The 19,510-nt window shown below is 64.6% G+C and carries 19 protein-coding genes; 14 read left to right on the top strand and 5 right to left on the bottom strand.

Translation table 11 applies throughout. The annotated features are described in order from the left end of the window. Positions 1-76: 76 nt before the first annotated feature. On the top strand, positions 77-1,867 hold the full coding sequence (locus PG879_RS10440) for a cation:proton antiporter (protein WP_223955856.1): 1,791 nt from the start codon (positions 77-79) through the stop codon (positions 1,865-1,867). A gap of 69 nt (positions 1,868-1,936) precedes the next feature. Continuing rightward, positions 1,937-2,185, top strand: a complete 249-nt coding sequence (locus PG879_RS10435; RefSeq protein ID WP_010672757.1) for a hypothetical protein — start codon at positions 1,937-1,939, stop codon at positions 2,183-2,185. A 36-nt stretch (positions 2,186-2,221) separates the two neighbouring features. On the opposite strand, the gene PG879_RS10430 is transcribed toward PG879_RS10435, so the two are convergent. Continuing rightward, positions 2,222-2,740, bottom strand: coding sequence for a mechanosensitive ion channel domain-containing protein (locus PG879_RS10430; protein WP_052815684.1), 519 nt, complete (start codon positions 2,738-2,740; stop codon positions 2,222-2,224). Positions 2,741-2,749: 9 nt separating this feature from the next. Next, positions 2,750-3,715, bottom strand: a complete 966-nt coding sequence (gene zntB, locus PG879_RS10425; protein ID WP_174213885.1) for a zinc transporter ZntB — start codon at positions 3,713-3,715, stop codon at positions 2,750-2,752. Between the two features lie 131 nt (positions 3,716-3,846). Here zntB and PG879_RS10420 point away from each other — a divergent pair, with 131 nt between their 5' ends. From PG879_RS10420 to PG879_RS10410, 3 genes are all read left to right on the top strand, one after another. Then, positions 3,847-4,299, top strand: coding sequence for a YaiI/YqxD family protein (locus tag PG879_RS10420; protein ID WP_270830143.1), 453 nt, complete (start codon positions 3,847-3,849; stop codon positions 4,297-4,299). A 121-nt stretch (positions 4,300-4,420) separates the two neighbouring features. Next, positions 4,421-4,690: a PepSY domain-containing protein gene (locus tag PG879_RS10415; RefSeq protein WP_010672753.1), complete on the top strand. Its 270-nt coding sequence runs from the start codon at positions 4,421-4,423 to the stop codon at positions 4,688-4,690. A gap of 47 nt (positions 4,691-4,737) precedes the next feature. Continuing rightward, positions 4,738-5,295, top strand: coding sequence for a cytochrome b/b6 domain-containing protein (locus PG879_RS10410; protein ID WP_103255095.1), 558 nt, complete (start codon positions 4,738-4,740; stop codon positions 5,293-5,295). A 106-nt stretch (positions 5,296-5,401) separates the two neighbouring features. Here PG879_RS10410 and PG879_RS10405 read toward each other — a convergent pair whose 3' ends face one another. Continuing rightward, a complete protein-coding gene (locus PG879_RS10405) occupies positions 5,402-6,607 on the bottom strand; it encodes a NupC/NupG family nucleoside CNT transporter (protein ID WP_041214374.1) in 1,206 nt (401 codons plus the stop codon). Between the two features lie 529 nt (positions 6,608-7,136). On the opposite strand from PG879_RS10405, the gene dbpA reads away from it, so the two are divergent. After that, entirely contained in the window at positions 7,137-8,516 is a 1,380-nt protein-coding gene (gene dbpA, locus PG879_RS10400) for an ATP-dependent RNA helicase DbpA (RefSeq protein ID WP_124812998.1), read from the top strand. An 86-nt stretch (positions 8,517-8,602) separates the two neighbouring features. Beyond that, the gene (locus tag PG879_RS10395; RefSeq protein WP_039039772.1) at positions 8,603-8,893 is read left to right on the top strand and encodes a YkgJ family cysteine cluster protein; all 291 of its coding nucleotides are present in this window, start codon (positions 8,603-8,605) and stop codon (positions 8,891-8,893) included. A gap of 9 nt (positions 8,894-8,902) precedes the next feature. Here the strand turns inward: PG879_RS10395 and PG879_RS10390 are convergent, their stop codons facing one another. Then, a complete protein-coding gene (locus PG879_RS10390; RefSeq protein ID WP_200164893.1) occupies positions 8,903-9,295 on the bottom strand; it encodes a hypothetical protein in 393 nt (130 codons plus the stop codon). Positions 9,296-9,580: 285 nt separating this feature from the next. Here PG879_RS10390 and PG879_RS10385 point away from each other — a divergent pair, with 285 nt between their 5' ends. Further along, positions 9,581-10,975 (top strand): PepSY-associated TM helix domain-containing protein, encoded by a 1,395-nt coding sequence (locus PG879_RS10385; RefSeq protein WP_103858688.1) that lies wholly within the window; start codon positions 9,581-9,583, stop codon positions 10,973-10,975. Positions 10,976-11,178: 203 nt separating this feature from the next. Here the strand turns inward: PG879_RS10385 and PG879_RS10380 are convergent, their stop codons facing one another. Further along, on the bottom strand, positions 11,179-12,084 hold the full coding sequence (locus PG879_RS10380) for a 1,4-dihydroxy-2-naphthoate polyprenyltransferase (RefSeq protein ID WP_039039775.1): 906 nt from the start codon (positions 12,082-12,084) through the stop codon (positions 11,179-11,181). Positions 12,085-12,294: 210 nt separating this feature from the next. Between PG879_RS10380 and PG879_RS10375 the strand changes: the two genes are divergently transcribed. From PG879_RS10375 to menE, 6 genes are read left to right on the top strand one after another with little or no spacing between them, the layout of a single operon-like run. Further along, positions 12,295-13,626, top strand: a complete 1,332-nt coding sequence (locus PG879_RS10375) for an isochorismate synthase (protein WP_270830141.1) — start codon at positions 12,295-12,297, stop codon at positions 13,624-13,626. Between the two features lie 33 nt (positions 13,627-13,659). After that, positions 13,660-15,405: a 2-succinyl-5-enolpyruvyl-6-hydroxy-3-cyclohexene-1-carboxylic-acid synthase gene (gene menD, locus PG879_RS10370; protein WP_270830140.1), complete on the top strand. Its 1,746-nt coding sequence runs from the start codon at positions 13,660-13,662 to the stop codon at positions 15,403-15,405. Then, the gene (gene menH / locus PG879_RS10365) at positions 15,395-16,159 is read left to right on the top strand and encodes a 2-succinyl-6-hydroxy-2,4-cyclohexadiene-1-carboxylate synthase (protein ID WP_270830139.1); all 765 of its coding nucleotides are present in this window, start codon (positions 15,395-15,397) and stop codon (positions 16,157-16,159) included. Before menD ends, menH begins: the two co-directional genes overlap by 11 nt. Continuing rightward, positions 16,152-17,012 carry a 1,4-dihydroxy-2-naphthoyl-CoA synthase gene (gene menB, locus PG879_RS10360; RefSeq protein ID WP_039039779.1) on the top strand — a complete coding sequence of 287 codons (861 nt, stop codon included), beginning with the start codon at positions 16,152-16,154 and terminating at the stop codon, positions 17,010-17,012. Before menH ends, menB begins: the two co-directional genes overlap by 8 nt. Beyond that, entirely contained in the window at positions 17,012-17,941 is a 930-nt protein-coding gene (gene menC / locus PG879_RS10355) for an o-succinylbenzoate synthase (RefSeq protein WP_041212276.1), read from the top strand. The genes menB and menC overlap by 1 nt, the downstream gene beginning before the upstream one ends. Before the next feature lie 3 nt (positions 17,942-17,944). Then, the gene (gene menE / locus PG879_RS10350) at positions 17,945-19,345 is read left to right on the top strand and encodes an o-succinylbenzoate--CoA ligase (protein ID WP_270830138.1); all 1,401 of its coding nucleotides are present in this window, start codon (positions 17,945-17,947) and stop codon (positions 19,343-19,345) included. Positions 19,346-19,510 lie beyond the last annotated feature (165 nt).

Below are 19,510 nucleotides of genomic sequence, written 5' to 3'. Positions count from 1 at the left end.
GCACGCCTGGCGGGTGTCATCTTGCCCCCCTTCCCCGCTACACTAGGTCCAACCCCATCACCTGTACGAGGTTGGCATGATTGCTCTCTCCCTCGCCGGAATAGCCCTCATCTCCCTGCTCGCCCAATGGCTTGCCTGGTCCGTGCGCGTTCCCGCCATTTTGTTCCTGCTGCTGAGCGGCCTCTTGCTCGGCCCGGTGACCGGTCTGCTCGATCCCGATCAGTTGCTGGGGGATCTGCTGTTTCCCCTGGTCTCCCTCTCGGTCGCCATCATCCTGTTTGAAGGGGCGCTGACCCTGCACCTGACCGAACTCAAGGGGATCGGCAAGGTGGTACGCAACCTCTGCTCCACCGGCATGGTGACCAGCTTTGCCGTCATCGGCGCCGCCAGCTACTTCCTGCTTGGGCTGGACTGGCGGGTCGCCATGGTGCTCGGCGCCGTGCTGGTAGTGACCGGCCCCACGGTGATCGCCCCCATGCTCAACGTGATCCGCCCGGTCCGGGAGGTGGACAAGATCCTCCGCTGGGAGGGGATCGTCATCGACCCCATCGGCGCCCTGTTCGCGGTACTGGTGTTCGAGGCGGTGCGCCTCGGCAGCCAGGGAGATCTGGTCGGTCATACCCTGCTGGCCCTGGCCAAGACGGTGGGAGTGGGGTCGCTCATCGGGGTCGGTGCCGGCTGGCTCACCACCCTGCTCATCCGCAAGGACTGGCTGCCGGTCAGCCTGCACAAGTTCGGGGTACTGGCGCTGGTGCTGGTGACCTTCACCCTGTCTGACTGGCTCAGTCACGAATCCGGCCTGCTGGCGGTGACCGTGTTCGGCATTTGGCTCGCCAACCAGGAGGGGCTGGATCTGGAGGAGGTGCTGGCCTTCAAGGAGGATCTCGCCGTCATTCTCATCTCCTCCCTCTTCATCCTGCTGGCGGCCCGCCTCGATCTGGCCCAGCTCTGGCAGCTCGGCCCCATGGTGCTGGCCCTGCTGTGCGTGGTGCAGTTCGTGGCCCGCCCGCTCTGCATCCTGGTCTCGACCCGGGGGTCGGACCTGCCCTGGCGCGCCCGCGCCCTGCTCGCCTGGATAGCCCCCCGGGGCATAGTGGCGGCGGCGGTCAGCGCCTCCTTCGCCATCAGCATGCACGAGGCCGGCATCCAGGATGCCGACAAGCTGGTGCCCCTGGTGTTTGCGGTCATCATCTTCACCGTGGTGCTGCAGAGCCTGACGGCCACGCCATTGGCCAGATTGCTCGACATGCGCCAGAGCGCCCCCAATGTCTGGCTGCTCATCGGCGCCAACTCGGTGGCCCGGGCCATCGGCAAGGCGCTGGCGGATCAGGGGATCCCGGTGCAGCTCTCCGATCCTGCCTGGGAGCACTGCAAGCTGGCCCGCATGAGCGGCCTGCCCTGCTACTTCGGCAACCCCCAGTCGGAGCACGCCGAGCGGCACCTGCCCCTCACCAGCATCAGCACCGTGCTGGCGCTCTCTCCCAGCCGCCACAACAACGCCCTCGGGGTGCTGCACTTCGCCCACCTCTACGGGGAGGAGAAGGTCCACTCCCTGCGTTCCAGCGAACAGCACGGCAAGGCCAACCGGGAGAGCGCCACCTTCCGTGCCCGCCAGAACCTGTTCGGTGCCGACATCAACTTCGCCAGGCTGAGCGGCCTGCTGAGCCGGGGCGGGCAGATCAAGGCGACCCGCCTGAGCGACACCTTCGACTGGGACCAGTATCAGGAGGCCAATCCCGGCGCCATTCCTCTGTTCGTGCTGGATGCCAGGGCCAGACCCAGGGTGGTCACCGGCCCTGTCACGCCGCTGCCCGGGGAGCTGCTGATCGCCCTGCAACCGCCCCGTGAGGGGGCGACGGCGCCCTGATCCGATGACGGCGCCAACGGGAAGGAGAACTAGACTTGAGGGTGGCGCCATGAGTCATAGGAGGATGTCATGACAGTCAGTGAATTGCGCGCGCTTCACCAGCAGCACAGGTTCAAGGAGGCGGAGATCATGCACGACATCGTCTCCCCCGGCTGGATCGTAGAGTTCAGGGGGCAGGACGGCCACCTCTACGTGATGACGGACACCCTGGGGTGCCCCATGAGTTTCTCGTCCACCGAGGAGGCACGGGACCACATCCACCTGGTGGCCGACTGCCCCGTCCAGGTCGAGCACCTCTACCGCTTCTTCGAACGCTGAACAGCCATCGAAAAAGGCTCCCGAGGGAGCCTTTTCTCATTCCGGCTGCGTAGGCTCAGCCTCCTTTCCCTCCAGCCGCCTCACCGGCTTTTGCAGAATAAGGTTCGCCGGATAGGTGACCAGATCGCCGTTGTCATCCCGCACCCGCACGTAGAAGAGGCCGATCTCGGTGATGATGCCGGTGACGGAGTCATCCTTGTCGAGGATGCGGATGCGATCGCCAATCTTGTAGGGGAAGGCGAAGAAGATGGTAATGCTGGCGGTGATGTTGGAGAGGATCGACCACTGGGCCACCATGGCGACCCCCAGTACCGCGAAGAAGGAGGAGGCGAGCACCACCAGCCGGGAGAAGTCGAGCCCCCAGACCCCGGCCAGGATCAGCAGGGTGGCGCAGCCCAGCAGGAAGTGGAATACGTGCTCCACGTAGAGTACCCGGTTCTCGCTCACCTGCCGGCTCTGGCCAAGGGCCATCAGGCTCTTGTGAATGAGGCCGCGCACCAGGGTGTGCCCCAGCAACAGCAGCAGGGTCACGCCAAAAGATTCCCATGTCGTCATGTTCACTCCTTACCACCAGCGCCTGTGCTTGAGCCAGACCGCCAGTCCGGTCGCCAGCACCAGCAGGAAGCCACAGAACACCCAGAAGGCGGTCGGACTCTCGGCCCCGGGGATCCCCCCCAGGTTGATGCCGAACAGGCCGGTCAGGAAGCTGGCGGGCAGGAACAGCAGCGCCATCACCGACATCTGGTAGGCGCGGCGGTTGGTCGCCTCCGCCATCAGGTTGTTGATCTCGTCCGCCAGCACGGCGGTGCGCGCCACCCCGGCATCCAGATCGTCGAGCCAGCGCCGCAAGCGGTCGGCGATGTCGAGCAGGCGTCGCCTGTCATCTTCGTCCAGCCAGCTGATCTTCTCGTTGGCCAGGCGCGCCACCAGATCCCGCTGGGGGGAGAGGTAGCGACGGATCATGATGAGCTGTTTGCGGATGCGCGCAAGCCGACCGTTGGCGGGCAGGTCGCGCATCAGCACCATCTCTTCCAGATCCAGGATCTGGTCGTGCAGCTCCTCGACGAACTCCCCGGCCCGGTCGGTCAGGGCGTCGCATATCTCCACCAGCCAGTCGGCGGGTGTGTCGGCACCGCCCCCCAGCGACAGCTGCTCGAACACATCTTTCTCGGAGAGCAGCGGACGACGTCGGCTGCTGATGATGAGATCCGGCGTGATGAAGATCCGCAGGGCCACCATCTCTTCAGGCCTGTGATCCTTGTTGTGGTTGATGCCGCGCAGGATCAGCAGCACCGTCTCCCCCATCCGCACCAGCTTGGGACGATTGCTCTGGCCGAGCAGGGCCTCCCGGGCCGCCTCCCCCAGCAGCGGCGTCTGCAGCAGCCAGCGCGCCGACTCCGGGTTGCCATAGTCCAGATGCAGCCAGCCGGGCTGGGCACAGGGGATCTCGCTACCTTCGGCCAGCGGGGTCATGCCCCCCTTGCCGTCCAGGGTCAGGCCATAAATCACGTCACCGGGCACCCGATCCATCTCGTCTCCTTCTCGTTTCATGTGCAGGCCCCAGCTTACACCAAAGGCGGGGACGACTCAGCCCCGGGGCAGCCGCCCCGCACCAGCCATGCTAAGATGCGCCACCCGTTCCAGACACAGGAAGCCATGCCATGCCCATCTGGGTTGATGCCGATGCCTGCCCCATCCCGGTCAAGGAGATCCTCTACCGCGCCGCCCACCGCGCCCAGGTGGTGACCACGCTAGTGGCCAACCAGGGGCTCAGAGTCCCCCCCTCCCCCTTCATCAAGACCCAGCAGGTGGAGAAGGGCTTCGATGTGGCAGATCATGTCATCGCCCAGCAGGTCAAGCCCGGCGACCTGGTGATCACCGGCGACATTCCCCTCGCCTCCTGGGTCATCGACGCCGGGGGCGAGGCGCTCAATCCCCGGGACGAGATCTACACCCGGGAGACCATCCAGGCACGGCTCGGGATGCGCAACTTCATGGAGGAGCTGCGCTCTGCCGGCGTCCAGACCGGTGGCCCTGCGCCCTTCAACGCCGCCGACAAGCAGCGCTTCGCCAATGCGCTGGACAAGTGGCTGGTCAGGGGCAAGCTAAGCTGATCACCCTCTCCCCGGCCCACCGCCGGGGAGAGCCATTCATTTCCCTTTTCCCTTAATTCTTCCTTAATGCGCCTTGATTAGCCTTGCGACTGTTGACCCAACCACCCGCAAGGAGCAAGCAATGAAACTGACCCCCCTGTTGTTACTGATCCCCCTGTTGAGCGGCGCAGCCCTGGCCGACCCCCAATGCACCCAGGCCGACAAGAGCAAGTGGATGAGCGAAGCCGACGCCCAGCAGCAGATCAAGGCGATGGGATACGACATCAAGAAGTTCAAGGCCACCAAGACCGGCTGCTACGAGATCTACGGCTGGGACAAGGAGAAGCGCAAGGTCGAGATCTACTTCGACCCGACCGACCTGAAAAAGGTGAAAGAAGAGATCGACGAGTAACGCCGCCCCGGGCCGGTCTTCCCCCGGCCCCACCATGGAGCCTTGCCATGACACCTGCCTCTGAAGTGAAAGTCTGGGATCCCCTCATCCGGGTGTTTCACTGGGCGACCGTCACCCTCTGCCTGCTCAACTTCTTCGTGCTGGAAGAGGGCAGCAAACCCCACAGATATGCTGGCTACGCGGTGGGCATCCTGCTCATCATCCGCCTGCTGTGGGGGCTGGTCGGCCCCTATTACGCCCGCTTCGGCCAGTGGTGCCCAACCCCTGCCCGGGTCCGCTACTACCTGCGCCAGCTCGCCCAGGGGCGCCACCCCTACTACCTCGGCCACAATCCGGTCGGCTCCCTGATGATCTGGTTGCTGCTGCTGTCCCTGGTCGGGACCGTCGTCACCGGCTGGCTCACCACCTGGGATGCCTTCTGGGGCGAGGAGTGGCTGGAGGAGCTGCACGGCATCATCGCCAACACCCTGATGGCCGCCGTTGGCGTCCATGCGGCCGTGGTACTCCTGACCGATCGCCTCACCCGCAGCGATCTGGTCCGCGCCATGGTGCTGGGCAAGAAGCGGGTCCCCGCCAACATCAAGGTGGAAGACCCCCGCGCTTGATGGCCGGGCTGCCGACCAGTCCCCTCCTCTGTTCACCCGCTCATCTGCCCAAAAAAAGACCCCCTGCCAAGGCAGGGGGTCGTCATGAGCAGTGCGGGGGGAGGACCTAGATCATCACACCGGCGATAACGGCGGAAAGCAGGCTCACCAGGGTGGAGCCATAGACCAGCTTCAAACCGAAGCGGGAGACCATGTTGCCCTTCTCTTCGTTGAGCGCCTTCACCGCACCGGCGATGATGCCGATGGAGCTGAAGTTGGCGAACGACACCATGAAGATGGAGAGGATACCGACGGTGCGCGGGGAGAGCTCGGCGGCAATCTTGCCCAGATCCATCATGGCCACGAACTCGTTGGTCACCAGCTTGGTCGCCATGATGGAGCCGGCCTGCAGCGCTTCACTGCCCGGGATGCCCAGGATCCAGGCAACGGGATAGAAGATGTAGCCCATGACGTGCTGGAAGTTGACGCCGAACGCCGCCTCGAACAGGTAGTTGATGAGGGCGATCAGGGCGATGAAGCCCACCAGCATGGCACCGACGATCACCGCCACGGTGAAACCGGCCATGATGTATTCCCCCAGCATCTCGAAGAAGTTCTCCTTCTTCGGCGTGTGGTGCTCGTCACCCTCGGCCAGCGCCTTGGCATCGGTCACGGTGTTGTCGGGCTCGTAGGGGTTGATGAGGGAGAGCACCACGAAGGTGCTGAACATGTTGAGTACCAGCGCGGCCACCACGTAGCGCGGCTCGATCAGCTGCATGTAGGCACCGACGATGGACATGGAGACGGTGGACATGGCCGTCGCCGCCAGGGTGTACATCTGCTTCTCGTTCAAGTGCGGCAGTATGTTCTTGAGGGCGATGAAGTTCTCGGACTGACCGACGATCATGGAGCTGATGGCGTTGAAGGACTCCAGCTTGCCCATGCCGTTGATCCTGGCCAGCACGGTGCCGATGCCACGAATGACGATGGGCAGCAGACGGATGTACTGCAAAATGCCGATCAACACGGAGATGAAGACGATGGGCATCAGCACCATCAGGAAGAAGGAGAAAGCCCCTTCGTTGACCAGACCGCCGAACACGAAGTCGGTCCCCTGCTTGGCAAACTCCATCAGCTTGGTGAAGCCGGCTGCAAAGCCACCCACCACCGCCAGACCCACTTCGGAGTTGAGCATGAACCAGGCGAGCGCCAGCTCGACCACCAGCAGCTGGCCGATGTAACGCAGCTTGATCTGTTTCCAGTTGCGGCGGTTTGCCAGCAACGCCAATGCCAGGACCATCACGAGTCCGAGCACGAAATGAACGTATTCCATACCAGTAGCACCCATTGAATTGTTATTTTTGACCGGCGCCATCATAAAGAACTGCATATTTAAAAATCAGAGAATCATCACAATCCGCGGTAAAAATATGCATGCGAAATAATACAAACGTTTTTAAATTAATTGCCATGACACACGATTATTAATCGTTAATGGATGAGGTTAAAAATAAATCAAAAACAATAAGTTATGCCAATTTGTTAATTTCATTCCTCATTCGTATATAGATTGAATAACGACCATATCCCATATGGCATCCTCCGATGACTCATCATCACCAGGGCATGTTTAATTAAAAACGTTTTCTCGCCATTCATCATGATCTGGCCATGACCACCCCCTGCTCCATTGTGCTCTTTTTACATACCGCAAGCCCGCCAACGCAGACAGAAGCCTCCATCGGCAACCCATGACGCCAACCGTTCAAATATTCACCGCATCCGGCGGCACATTCTGGTATGATGCGCCCCCTTGCGCACCGCGTCCCCCCATTTCTGGTTTTCCGACATAGAGTCCTTTTGTGAACAACAGCGAATTTAGCAGCCTGAACCTCTCCTCCGCCCTGCAGGACAACCTCGCCAGCCTGGGCTATCTGCAGATGACCCCGATCCAGGCCCAGAGCCTGCCCCTGGTGCTCGACGGCAAAGATTTGATCGCCAAGGCGAAAACCGGCAGCGGCAAGACCGCGGCCTTCGGCCTGGGTCTGCTGGCCAAGCTGGACGTCAACCGGCTGGCCGTGCAGGCGCTGGTGCTCTGTCCGACCCGCGAGCTGGCGGATCAGGTGGCCACCGAGATCCGCCGTCTTGCCCGTACCCTGCCCAACGTCAAGCTGGTGACCCTGTGCGGCGGCACCCCGACCGCACCGCAATCCGCCACCCTGGGCTTTGGCGCCCACATCGCCGTCGGCACCCCGGGCCGGATCCTCAAGCACCTGGAGCAGGGCACCCTTGAGCTCGACGACCTCAAGACGCTGGTGCTGGACGAAGCGGATCGCATGCTGGACATGGGCTTTGGTGAAGACATCAGCCGGGTCATCAGCCACGCCCCGCGGGACCGGCAAACCCTGCTCTTCTCCGCCACCTATCCGGAAGGGATCGCCCAGATGAGCCGCGGCGTGCAGCGCAATCCGGTGGAGGTGAGCGTGGAGTCCCTGCATGAAGAGAGCGCCATCGAACAGAAGCTGTATGAAGTGCCGGCCGGCCAGCGCCTCGATGCCCTCACCTGGCTGCTCAGCCACTACCAACCGGGCTCCTGCGTGGTGTTCTGCAACACCAAGCGCGCCTGCAACGACGTGGCCGATCACCTGGCCGCCAAGGGCTTCTCGGCGCTGGCGCTGAACGGTGACCTGGAACAGCGTGAGCGGGATCAGGTGCTGGTGCGCTTCGCCAACGGCAGCGCCACCATACTGGTCGCCACCGACGTGGCGGCCCGCGGCCTCGACATCAAGGAGCTGGGGGCCGTCATCAACTACGAGCTCACCTACGACCCCGAGGTGCACGTGCACCGCATCGGCCGTACCGGCCGCGCTGGCCAGCAGGGCCTGGCCCTGAGCCTCTACCAGCCGAACGAGGCCCAGCGCGTCAACTTCATCGAGGAGTACCAGCAGGCCCCCATTCCCCAGGGCGACCTGGCCGGGATCGGCCGCGACATCAAGCCGATCGCGCCGCAGATGGTGACCCTCTCCATCGATGCAGGCCGCAAGAGCAAGGTGCGTGCCGGTGACATCCTCGGCGCCCTGACCGGCGAAGGCGGCATTGCCGGGGCCGATGTGGGCAAGATCCAGATTTCCGAGCAGTACTCCTACGTGGCGGTGAAGCGCCAGGTGGCGAGCGCCGCCCTCAAGCGGTTGCAGGAAGGCAAGATCAAGGGGCGCAGCTACCGTGCCCGCAAACTGGGCTAAGGTATTTCACACGCCCCAGCCAGACCACAGGCGCCTGACAGGCGCCTGTTTCATATCATTCGCCGCCATGCGGCAAGACAGGTGACATGACCCAAGCAATCCAGAGCGATGTGAGCTGCCAGAACTGCGAAGCCTGCTGCTGCCGCCTCGAGGTGATGCTCTTCACCGACACCGGCGTGCCGGACCGCTATATCGAGGAACGGGAAGGAGAAGTGCCCGTGATGCACAGACTGGAAGATGGCTGGTGCGCCGCCCTCGACCGCAACACCATGATGTGTCGCATCTACGAGGTGCGGCCGCTTATCTGCCGTGAATTCGAGATGGGGGAGCCCGACTGCCTCGACGAGCGGGACAAGTGGTTCATCAGGCTGGAGTAACCGGGGTGTTCAACCCGTGCTGACGTGGATCTCCTTGCCTTGCAGCCCCTCGAGGCGCTGTGTCAGCCAGTGGATGGCCTGCGCTTCCTCCTCGAAATAGCGCACCTCCTGAAAGGGAAGCTCGCTGAAAACGTGATCCGCCAGATAACGTTTGAAATCCCCGATCATGACCACCGCCAGAAAGGCGCAGCCATGGGTGGCGCACCAGTTGAACTGGCGACGAAAACGGGCCAGCACCTCGGGGCCGGCGGCCTCGAACTCGGTCGCGACCTCGACGATGCCCCAGGGGGCTCCCTGCAAACGGCTTATCTGCTGGCTGAACTTGCCCTCATAGGCCATGGCGCCTGCCAGGTTGAAAGGGCCGCTCGGCCGACAGATCAGCAGTTGCCCTTGTCGCTGCATCTCAAAATGGCCGTGTGCTTGCACGTTCACCTCCTGCCTTGAGTCCTTCGCTGCGGCTGATATGCCCTGTGTTGCCACAAAGTAAGAATTTATCCCCGAAAAGTCCATGAAGCTCCCCGCATTGTGAACGGAAAGCGCCATTCACCCCCCGTTTTTACCCCAGTGGCGGAATGTACATTTCTTCGACATGTTCTGTTGCAGTTAACAAAACGTTGCTGCTATTATCCGCGCCACTCAAAACATTCCACCTACTGAAACCTTTTGGCGTTCACCCAGGGAACAACGATGAAGCAACAAGACGCAAGTTATTACCAACGGATCTGGCGCTGGCATTTCTATGCCGGTCTCTTCGTCGCCCCCTTCCTGATCCTGCTCTCCCTCACCGGCATCGTCTATCTGTTCAAACCGCAGCTGGACAACCTGCTCTACCCCGAGCTGATGAAGGTGACGCCCGCCACCCAGACCCTGAGTGCCGACCAGCTGCTGGCCAAGGCAACCATCGCCATGCCGGACGCCAGCCTGCGCAAATACCTGCCCCCGGTGGCAGCGGACGCGAGCGCCCAGATAGTCGTGATGCGTGAAGGGCAGGAGCTGACCCTCTTCATGGATCCCGCGAACGGCGCCCTGCTCGGTACCATGGACAACAAGTGGAACCTGCAGGCGGTGGCGCGCGCTCTCCATGCGGAGCTGATGCTTGGCACCACGGGAGATCGCCTGATCGAGCTGGCCGCAGGCTGGGGAATCGTGCTCCTCGTCAGCGGACTCTATCTCTGGTGGCCCCGCAAGGGACCGGGTGTGGGGGGCATCCTCTGGCCGAGAATGCACCAGCGCGGCCGTCTCTGGTGGCGTGATCTGCACGCCGTGGTCGGCTTCTGGGGCGCAGGTTTCCTGCTGCTGCTGCTGCTGACGGGCATGACCTGGACCGGTTTCTGGGGCGGCCAGTTCGCCGATGTCTGGAACCGCTTCCCTGCGGCCATGTGGAACGAGGTGCCCAAGTCGGCTCCCCTCACCCGCAGCCTCAACCAGGCTCACGAACAGACCGTCTCCTGGGGGGCCGAGACCCTGCCCATGCCGAGCTCCCAACCCACGGCAGAGAGCCATGATCACAGCGCCATGACCCATGGCGGCGGACACGAGGGCATGGTCATGGCCAGCCATCGCATTCCGCTGCAACAGGTGGTCGACATCGCCAGCGAGCGTGGGGTCAGCCCGGGTTACAGCATCACCCCCCCGGTCGGTGAAACCGGCGTCTATACCATCGCCATCTTTGCCGATGATCCCCGCAACGACGCCACCCTGCACATCGACCAATACAGCGGCAAGGTGCTGGTCGACGTGCGTTGGCAGGATTACGGCCCGGTCGCCAAGACGGTGGAAACCGGCGTCATGCTGCACATGGGCAAGCTCTACGGCTGGCCGCACCAGCTCGTCATGCTGCTCATCTGCCTGATGATTCTGGCAAGCTCGGTGAGCGGGCTCTGGATCTGGTGGAGCCGCCGTCCCAGTGGTCGCCTCGCCGCCCCGCCCCTGCCCGCCAAGTTGCCTCCCATGGGCGGTGCCATCGCGGTGCTGGTCGTGCTCGGGATCTGCTTCCCGCTGGTGGGGGCCTCCATGGTTGCCATCTGGCTGCTGGACAGTCTCTTCTTCTCTCGCCGCACGGCCGTGGCCCAGGCAAGCTGACCCAGGGGCAAGCCCGCCTCATGCACACGAGGGCTCCCTGTCGGGGGCCCTCGTCGTCTGCATCACCTGGCATCATCCTTCGCCTGGCGGCATGCTCCTCCCCTGGCGCTCATCACATCGGTCTGATGAAACAACAACGCGTCGACACATCAACAAAAAGGGCTCCCGTTCGGGAGCCCTTTTTGTTGCCAAACGCGTCGGCCTCAGGTGAGCGCCAGCCCGGCGGAGAGCAGCAGGCTGAACAGAAATGCGCTGATGGCGGTCTTCTTGAGGGCGCCGGTCAGCACCTCGCCATCGAAACTCTCTCGCAGGGTGCGGGCGGCATCGGTGAGGGGCTTCATGGCGGGCAGGAAGATCCAGGGCCAGAGGCTCGCAGGCTGAGTCAGCAGGAAGGCGATGGTCGCCAGCAGCGCCGCCCCCAGCAAGACCCAGTGATAGGCGATGGCCCGGTTGCGGCCAAGGCGCACCGCCAGGGTGATCTTGCCACTGGCGGCATCGGTCTCGATGTCCCGCACGTTGTTGATGTTGAGCACGGCAGTCGCCAGCAGGCCGCAGGCGGTGGCGGGCAGCAACAGGTCCCACTCCAGGCGATGGGTGAAGAGGTAGTAGGAGCCGAGCACCCCCAGCAGGCCGAAGAACAGGAACACCGAGATGTCCCCGAAGCCGCGATAGCCGTAGGGGCTCTTGCCCACCGTGTAGGTGATGGCCGCGACGATGGCCGCTCCCCCCAGCAGGATGAACGTCAGGATCTGCTGCCACGCCTCCCCGAAGGCGCAGACCAGCAGGGAGAGGCCGCTCACCACGGCCGCCAGGGCGGTCAGCCCCATGGCCACACACATCTGGTGCCGGGTGATGAGGCCGGAAACCACGGCGCGCTGGGGACCGATCCGCTCCCCGTTGTCGGCACCGGAGACCGCATCGCCATAGTCGTTGGCCAGATTGGAGAGAATTTGCAGCAGGATGGCGGTCAGCAGGGAGAGCCCCATGATGGTGCCGTCGAACGCTCCCCGGCTGGCTGCCAGCCCCGAGCCCAGCAAGATGGAGGAGCACGCCAGGGGCAGAGTTCGCAAACGCGCCGCCAGCAACCAAACAGAGAAGGTATTTGTCATATTGTGATGGCCAAACAATCAGATATTGATCGTGTTAAGGGTTATCGAACCGGATTTAGGTATACTTGGCTGCGCGGGGGCGTCGGCTCCCCCGGGCAATTTACATGGACGAATGGGCAGATAATATATAGGAAATCGTCGCCCTTTGGCATCAACCTGCGCCATCCTCCCCCGGAGCGATCGCGATTATCCGGCTCAGACTAGACATCCATGTTGGCTCAGACCCACCTCAAGCAACAACTGGACGCCCTGCGTCACAGCACTGTCAGCGGTTTCGTGCGACTGCGCGTGGCCGCTCACGTCGACGTCTTTCCCGGCTGGTTGGCGGCCCAGACGCTCTACCCCCGCATCTATTGGCGCGCCAGAGTGCAACAGAGCCCGGAGTACGTGGCCCTTGGCGCCATCCACGAGCTGACGCGGCCGGAGGATATCCAGCGGGTCTGCGACCTTGTCGGCACGGCCAGTGAAGACAGCCCTCGCTACTACGGTGGCCTGGCGTTCGACCCGGATCTGCCCGGCTGGCAGGGTTTTGGCCCCTGCCGCTTCGTGCTGCCCCGTATCGAACTGGTACGCCGGGGGGAGTGCACCAGCCTCTGCCTCAATCTCTGGCTGCCCGCCCGGGAAGAGGGTCACGCATTCGAAGCCGAACTCTGCGCCGCCGAGGCGGCGCTCGATGCCCTGCAACCCGAGGCCCCCCTGCCCGCCCTGCAAAAGCGGCCATGGCAGCGCCAGGACCTGCCGGGCCCTGCCCAGTGGCAGACCCTGGTGGAGCAGGTCACCGCCCCCGACTTCCAGGCCCGCACCCCCAAGGTGGTGCTGTCGCGGGAGAGTCTGCTCCAGAGCGAGGCGCACGATGCGCCCCTCTGCCCCTGGTCCCTGCTGACACAGTGGGCCCGCCACGCCCAGGAGTGCTTCCACTTCGGCTTCCAATTCTCCCCCGAGCAGAGCTTCATCTCCTGCTCCCCCGAGCGCCTCTACCGCCGGGAGAAGGGCCACCTCTTTACCGAGGCGCTGGCAGGCACCATTCGCCGTTCCGGGGATGAGGCGACCGACGCGGCCCTGGCCGCCGAGCTGCTGGCCGACAGCAAGAACCGGCTGGAGAACCGGCTGGTTCACGCCGACATTCTCAGCCGCCTGGCCCCCCTCACGACCGATGCCACCCTGACCGAGCCGCGCATTCTGAAATTGCGGCTGCTGCAACACCTCAAGTGCGACATCGAGGCAGAGCTCAAACCCGGCGTCTGCGACTGGCAACTGCTGGCTGCCCTGCACCCCACTCCCGCCGTGGGGGGCGCCCCCCGCGAGGCAGCGCTCGCCTTCATCCGTGAATGCGAGCCCCATGATCGCGGCTGGTATGCCGGTGCCTGCGGCATGCTGAGCCGGGAGACCTCGGAGTTCTCCGTCGCCATTCGCAGCGCCCGGATCAAGGGCCAACGCATCAGCCTGTTCGCCGGTGCCGGCATAGTGGCGGGATCGGAGCCCGCCGCCGAGTGGGCCGAACTCGACAACAAGATCGCCAACGTGCTCTCCCTGCTGGGATAGCGTTTCTCACCGACTCCTCACTGCGAGAGCTTCATGTCCGCCAGCCACGTGTCCGCGCATCACGCCTTTGCCAGCCATCACGCCACCTTCAACCATGTCTGGTCCTCCCTCTTGCTGGAAGAGCTCTTTCGCCTCGGCGTACGCGACATCGCCCTGGCCTCCGGCTCCCGCTCGGCGCCGCTCACCATGGCCGCCGCAGCCCACCCGGGCTTTCGCCGCCATCTGCACTTCGACGAGCGGGGTCTGGGCTTCATGGCGTTGGGGCTGGCCAAGGGGAGCGGCCGCCCGGTGGCGGTGATCATGACCTCGGGCACCGCGGTGGCCAACCTCTGGCCCGCGGTGGCGGAAGCCCAGCTCACCGGGGTCCCGCTCATCATTCTCTCTGCCGACAGGCCACCCGAGCTCATCGACAACGGGGCCAACCAGGCCATCGATCAGCCGGGGATCTTCGGTCGCTACCCCGTCTATCAGCAAAATCTGCCGAGCCCCACTCCCACCATTCCGGCGGCCTTCGTGTTGAGCTCGGTGGATCAGGCCCTGGCCCGACAGGCGCACACCCCGGGGCCGGTGCACTTCAACTGCATGTACCCCGAGCCCCTCTACCCCGGCGACCACTATCTGGACTTTTCCGATTACCTGGCGCCCCTCGGCGACTGGCTGCACTCGGCCAAGCCCTGGAGCCCCTGGCTGGTGGGCGAGCCGGGCTGCCCCGCCCAGCCGGACTGGGAGGAGCTGAAGGGCAAGCGCGGTGTCATCGTCGCCGGACGCATCCAGGATCCGGTGCAAGGCAAGGCGGTGGCCGAGCTGGCCGACCGCCTCGGCTGGCCCCTGCTGGCGGATCTGCAAAGCCAGATCCGCTTCGATGATCGCAACCTCGTCCACACGGATCTCGCCCTGCAACACAGCGACTTCGTGGCCGAGCTGGCCCGCGCCGAGGTAGTGCTGCAATTCGGCGCCCGCCTCATCTCCAAGCGCCTCGGCCAGTTCATCAAACAACACCCCTGGCAAGATTACTGGCTGGTGGACCCGCAGCCGGCACGCCTCGACCCCGACTATCGGCTGCGCCGTCGCCTGGTGTGCGACCCCGCCGCCTTTGCGGCCGCCCATCCAATCCCCCATTCGCAGCAGCCCTGGCACCAGTTGGCCACGTGCCAGCAGGTCATCAGCCAGCAAATCCGCACCGCCTGTGATCGCTTCTCGGAGCTCGGAGTGTGCCACCGCCTGAATCAGCTCATCCAGGGTCAGTTGTTCGTCGGCAACAGCATGCCGGCCCGGCTGATGGACATGCTGGGCGAGGTGGGCAAGGGCCCCAGCCGGGTGATGACCAACCGCGGCGCCTCCGGCATCGATGGCCTTATCGCCACCGCATACGGCTTCGCACAGTCGGTCCCGCCTGACAGTCGCGAGCCCACCACCCTGCTGCTCGGGGATCTCAGTGCCCTGCACGATCTCAACAGCCTGGCGCTGCTCGGCAAGGGGAGCCGCCCCCTGGTGGTGATCCTGCTCAACAACGACGGCGGCAGCATCTTCCGCATGCTGCCTGTGCCCACCCAGGACGCCCTGCTGGAGACCTACTACTGCCTGCCCCACGGCCTGCACTTCGAGCACGCCGCCGCCATGTTCGGCCTGCACTACCGGGCCCCCACCACCCTCGACGCATTTGAGCGGGACTATGCCGCAGCCCTGAAAAACGGGGTAACCCTGATTGAAATCAAGGTACCGAGCAGTGAAGTCGCCGAGGATCTCAAGGCACTGGGAGCCGCTATCCGTGGTCTCTGATCCCGCCGTGCCGCTGGTGCTGCTGCACGGACTGCTGGGGGACGCCGACGACTGGCGACCTGTCATCCAGGCCCTGCCCGGCGTCCCGTGCCATGCCCTGGATCTGCCGGGCCACGGCCGCAACCGGGCACTGCGGGTGAGCGGCTTTGACGAGGCCCATCGCTGGCTCTGCGACGAGCTGGCCGCACGGGATATCGCCCACTACCGGCTGGTGGGGTATTCGCTGGGGGGGCGGCTCGCGCTTCATCACGCCAGCCACACCCCGGCGGGGTTGCAGGCCCTGCTGCTGGAGAACTGCCACCCCGGGCTGCCTGCCGGTGAGCGTCCGGCCCGCATCGCTCACGATGAAGCCTGGGCCCGGCGTTTCGAGTGCGAGCCCCTGACCCGGGTGCTTGCCGACTGGTACCGCCAGGGCGTCTTCGCCGACCTGGACGACGATGCCCGCATCCGCCAGGCCGCACGCCGCCTTGGCAACGACGGCAAGGCCGTGGCCGCCATGCTGAGGGCCACGTCCCTGGGGCGGCAACCGGATCTCGCCCCCTGGCTTCGGGATACCCGGCTGCCGGTGCAGTGGGTCTCCGGCAACCGGGATCACAAATTCCATGCCCTCGCTTGCCAGTTGGTAAAGCAAGGCTGCAATATCAAACACTTGGCTCTGGATGGCGGACACAATCTGCACACAAGCCAGCCCGATACCTTTGCCCGGCTCCTGCGGGAGTGGGCTCACCAACCAGAAGAGAAGATCCATGATTGAAGCAATGACGGAAGCCGAGCTCTATGCCCCTGTCGAGTGGCACGACTGCTCCGCCGGTTACGAGGACATCCTCTATCACAAGTCCCCAGAGGGCATTGCCAAGATCACCATCAACCGTCCCCAGGTGCGCAACGCCTTCCGCCCCCGTACCGTGAAAGAGATGCTGCAAGCCCTGGCCGATGCCCGCTACGACGACAAGGTCGGCTCCATCATCCTCACCGGCTTCGGCGAGAAGGCCTTCTGCGCCGGCGGCGACCAGAAGATCCGCGGCGACTACGGTGGCTACAAGGACGATGAAGGCACCCATCACCTCAACGTGCTCGACTTCCAGCGTGACATCCGTACCTGCCCCAAACCCGTGGTGGCCATGGTGGCTGGCTACGCCGTCGGTGGCGGCCACGTGCTGCACATGATGTGCGACCTGACCATCGCCGCCGACAACGCCCAGTTCGGCCAGACCGGCCCCAAGGTGGGCTCCTTCGACGGCGGCTGGGGCGCCTCCTACATGGCCCGCATCGTCGGCCAGAAGAAGGCTCGGGAGATCTGGTTCCTCTGCCGCCTCTACGACGCCAAACAGGCCCTCGACATGGGGCTGGTCAACACCGTCGTGCCCCTGGCCGAGCTGGAGCGTGAAACCGTGCGCTGGTGCCGCGAGATGCTGCAACACAGCCCCATGGCTCTGCGCTGCCTGAAGGCGGCCCTCAACGCCGACTGTGACGGCCAGGCCGGTTTGCAGGAGCTGGCAGGCAATGCCACCATGCTGTTCTACATGACCGAAGAGGGTCAGGAAGGGCGCAACGCATTCAACGAGAAACGCCGTCCCGACTTCTCCAAATACAAGCGGAATCCCTGATGACACTCGCCCTCTACCGCTACCAACTGCCCTTTACCCAGCCCCTGGCCTTTCACGGTCAGTTGCAGGTAGCGCGCGAGGGCCTGCTGGTACGCATCGACGATGGCTGGGGGGAGATAGCCCCCCTGCCAGGATTTTCCAAAGAGACCCTGGCCGACGCCCAGGCCGAGGCCCTCGACTGTTTGGCGCAGCTGGCGCGGGGACAGACCCCGACGCCACAGCTGCCCTCGGTGCAGTTCGGGCTCGACTGCGCCCGTCGTAGCTGGCCCGAGCAGGGTGCCCCCCTGCCCGAGCCCTATCCGCTGATCCAGGGCTCCCCCCAGGAGCTGCTCAAGAACTGGAAGCAGTGGCTGCACGAGACCCCCCTCAAGGCCAAGCTGAAGGTGGCCCGCTACCCCATGCGCGACGAGCTGGCGCTGATCCGGCTACTGCTCGATCGGCGCCCCAACCTCAAGCTGGTCCTGGACGCCAACCAGGGCTGGACCCGCGAGGAGGCCTGGGCCTTCTGCGGCCACCTGGATCCGAATCGCATCGAATACCTCGAAGATCTGTGCGCCGACTTCGAGGACATCGCCTTCGTCGCCAGCCGCACCGGCATGCCGGTGGCGCTGGACGAACTGCTGGCCCAGGGCAAGCCCTGGGAGCCCATCCCGCAACTGCGCGCCCTGGTGCTCAAGCCGACCCTGCTCGGCGCCCTGGCCAACAGCGAGGCCCTGGTGGCCCGCGCTCGCGAACTGAAGCTCAAGGTGATCGTCTCCTCCTGTTTCGAGTCCGGTCTCGGCCTCGGCCAGCTCGCCCGCCTCGCAGGGGAGTGGGCGCCGGATCAGGCCCCTGGCCTCGATACCCGCCGCTGGCTGGCCAGGGATCTGCTGGACAAGCAGGGACAACCCGATCCGGGCAGGATGGACCCCCTGTTTCACCGTGACTGACCCATGGTGACCCGTCAGATCCCACGGCAAGAAACCTGCCCGGTACGACGCTGGGCGACACTGGCCCCTCATCGCATTGCCATCCACAGCGGGGAGCCTCTTAGCTACCAGCGCCTCGACCTGCGCCTCAACAGCCTGTGCAATCAGCTCGCCCGGGCCGGGCTGGAACGGGGAGATCATCTCGCCGCCGTGGTGCGCGGCGCTCTGGAGGATGTGTTGCTGGCCTGGGCCTGCGTGCGCAGCGGCATCGTCTTCTGCCCCCTCAATCCCGCCTTTCCGGCAACCAGACACAGCGAACTGGCGAGCCAGCTCGAGGCCCGGGCATTCTGGTCGGCAGGCGAGATCCCGGCGGGCGACTGGCAAGCCCTCAGCCTCGACTTCACGGGCGATCTGGCCGCAGATGGGGAGTCCCCGCTGGTACCCGACCAGCCGAACAACATGATCCTCACCTCGGGATCCAGCGGTACCCCCAAGGCGGTGGTCCACCGCCTCGCCAACCACCTCGCCTCGGCCCGGGGTTCCGCCACCCTGATCCCCCTGGACGAAGCCTGCGGCTGGCTGCTCTCCCTGCCACTGTTTCACGTCGGCGGTTACGCCATCCTGTTCCGGGTCTTCCTGGCGGGAGCCGCCCTGGTGCTGGACGATCGCAGCCGCCCGCTCAGGGAGCGGCTCGAGGATCAGCCCATCACCCACCTCTCGCTGGTGCCGACCCAGCTCTGGCGCCTGCTGGCACAGGGGTTCGACCCATCCCGCACCCGGGTGCGAGAGCTGCTGCTCGGGGGCGCCGCCATCCCGGCCCCCCTGGTCAACCGGCTGACCGCTCTGGGGCTGGAGCCCAAGGTGAGCTATGGCCTCTCCGAGATGGGCAGCCAGGTCTGCACCGGGCAACCCTGCGCCGCCGGCGTGGTGGGTCGCCCGCTGCCGGGGCGGGAGGTCTGCATCCGCCAGGGGGAGATCTGCGTGCGCGGTGAGACCCTGTTTGCCGGCTATTTCAGGGAGGGCGAGCTGGTGCGCCCCCTCGATGAAGAGGGCTGGTTCCACACCCGGGACAAGGGCCGCCTCACTCCGGGGGGCGATCTGGTGGTGGAGGGGCGGCTCGACAACCTCTTCATCTCGGGGGGGGAGAACATCCAGCCCGAGACCATAGAGCAGCGGCTGGTGGATCACCCCGCCGTGGCCCAGGCCCTGGTGGTGCCGATGCCGAGCGACGAGTGGGGGCATAGGCCCGCCGCCTTCATCGACTGGCACGGCGAACCGGCACCATCTGCCGAGCTGGCCGCCTGGATCAGGCTGTCGTTACCCGGCTTCATGGTGCCGGACCAGTGGCATCCCTGGCCGGATCTCGGCGGCAATCTGAAACCCTCCCGCACCCTGCTCGCCCGCAGCTTGCGACAAGAGGAGTGACGCCTCCCCCATATGGGGCGGAGTCCTTGCTATCAACACAGCCCCCTTTGGGGCTGTTTTTATGTTGTTTGCTCCCGAATGCATCATTTCGCTGCGCCATCTGGCCAATTGATATTCCTTTGGAGCCCAATACCCTCTCTGGTCCCCACGCCTCTCCATCCACCA

Source organism: Aeromonas sp. QDB63, assembly GCF_027707425.1.
GTDB lineage: Bacteria > Pseudomonadota > Gammaproteobacteria > Enterobacterales > Aeromonadaceae > Aeromonas > Aeromonas caviae.
Note: the sequence above shows the minus strand (reverse complement) of the source record. Positions and strands in the feature narration are given on the sequence as shown.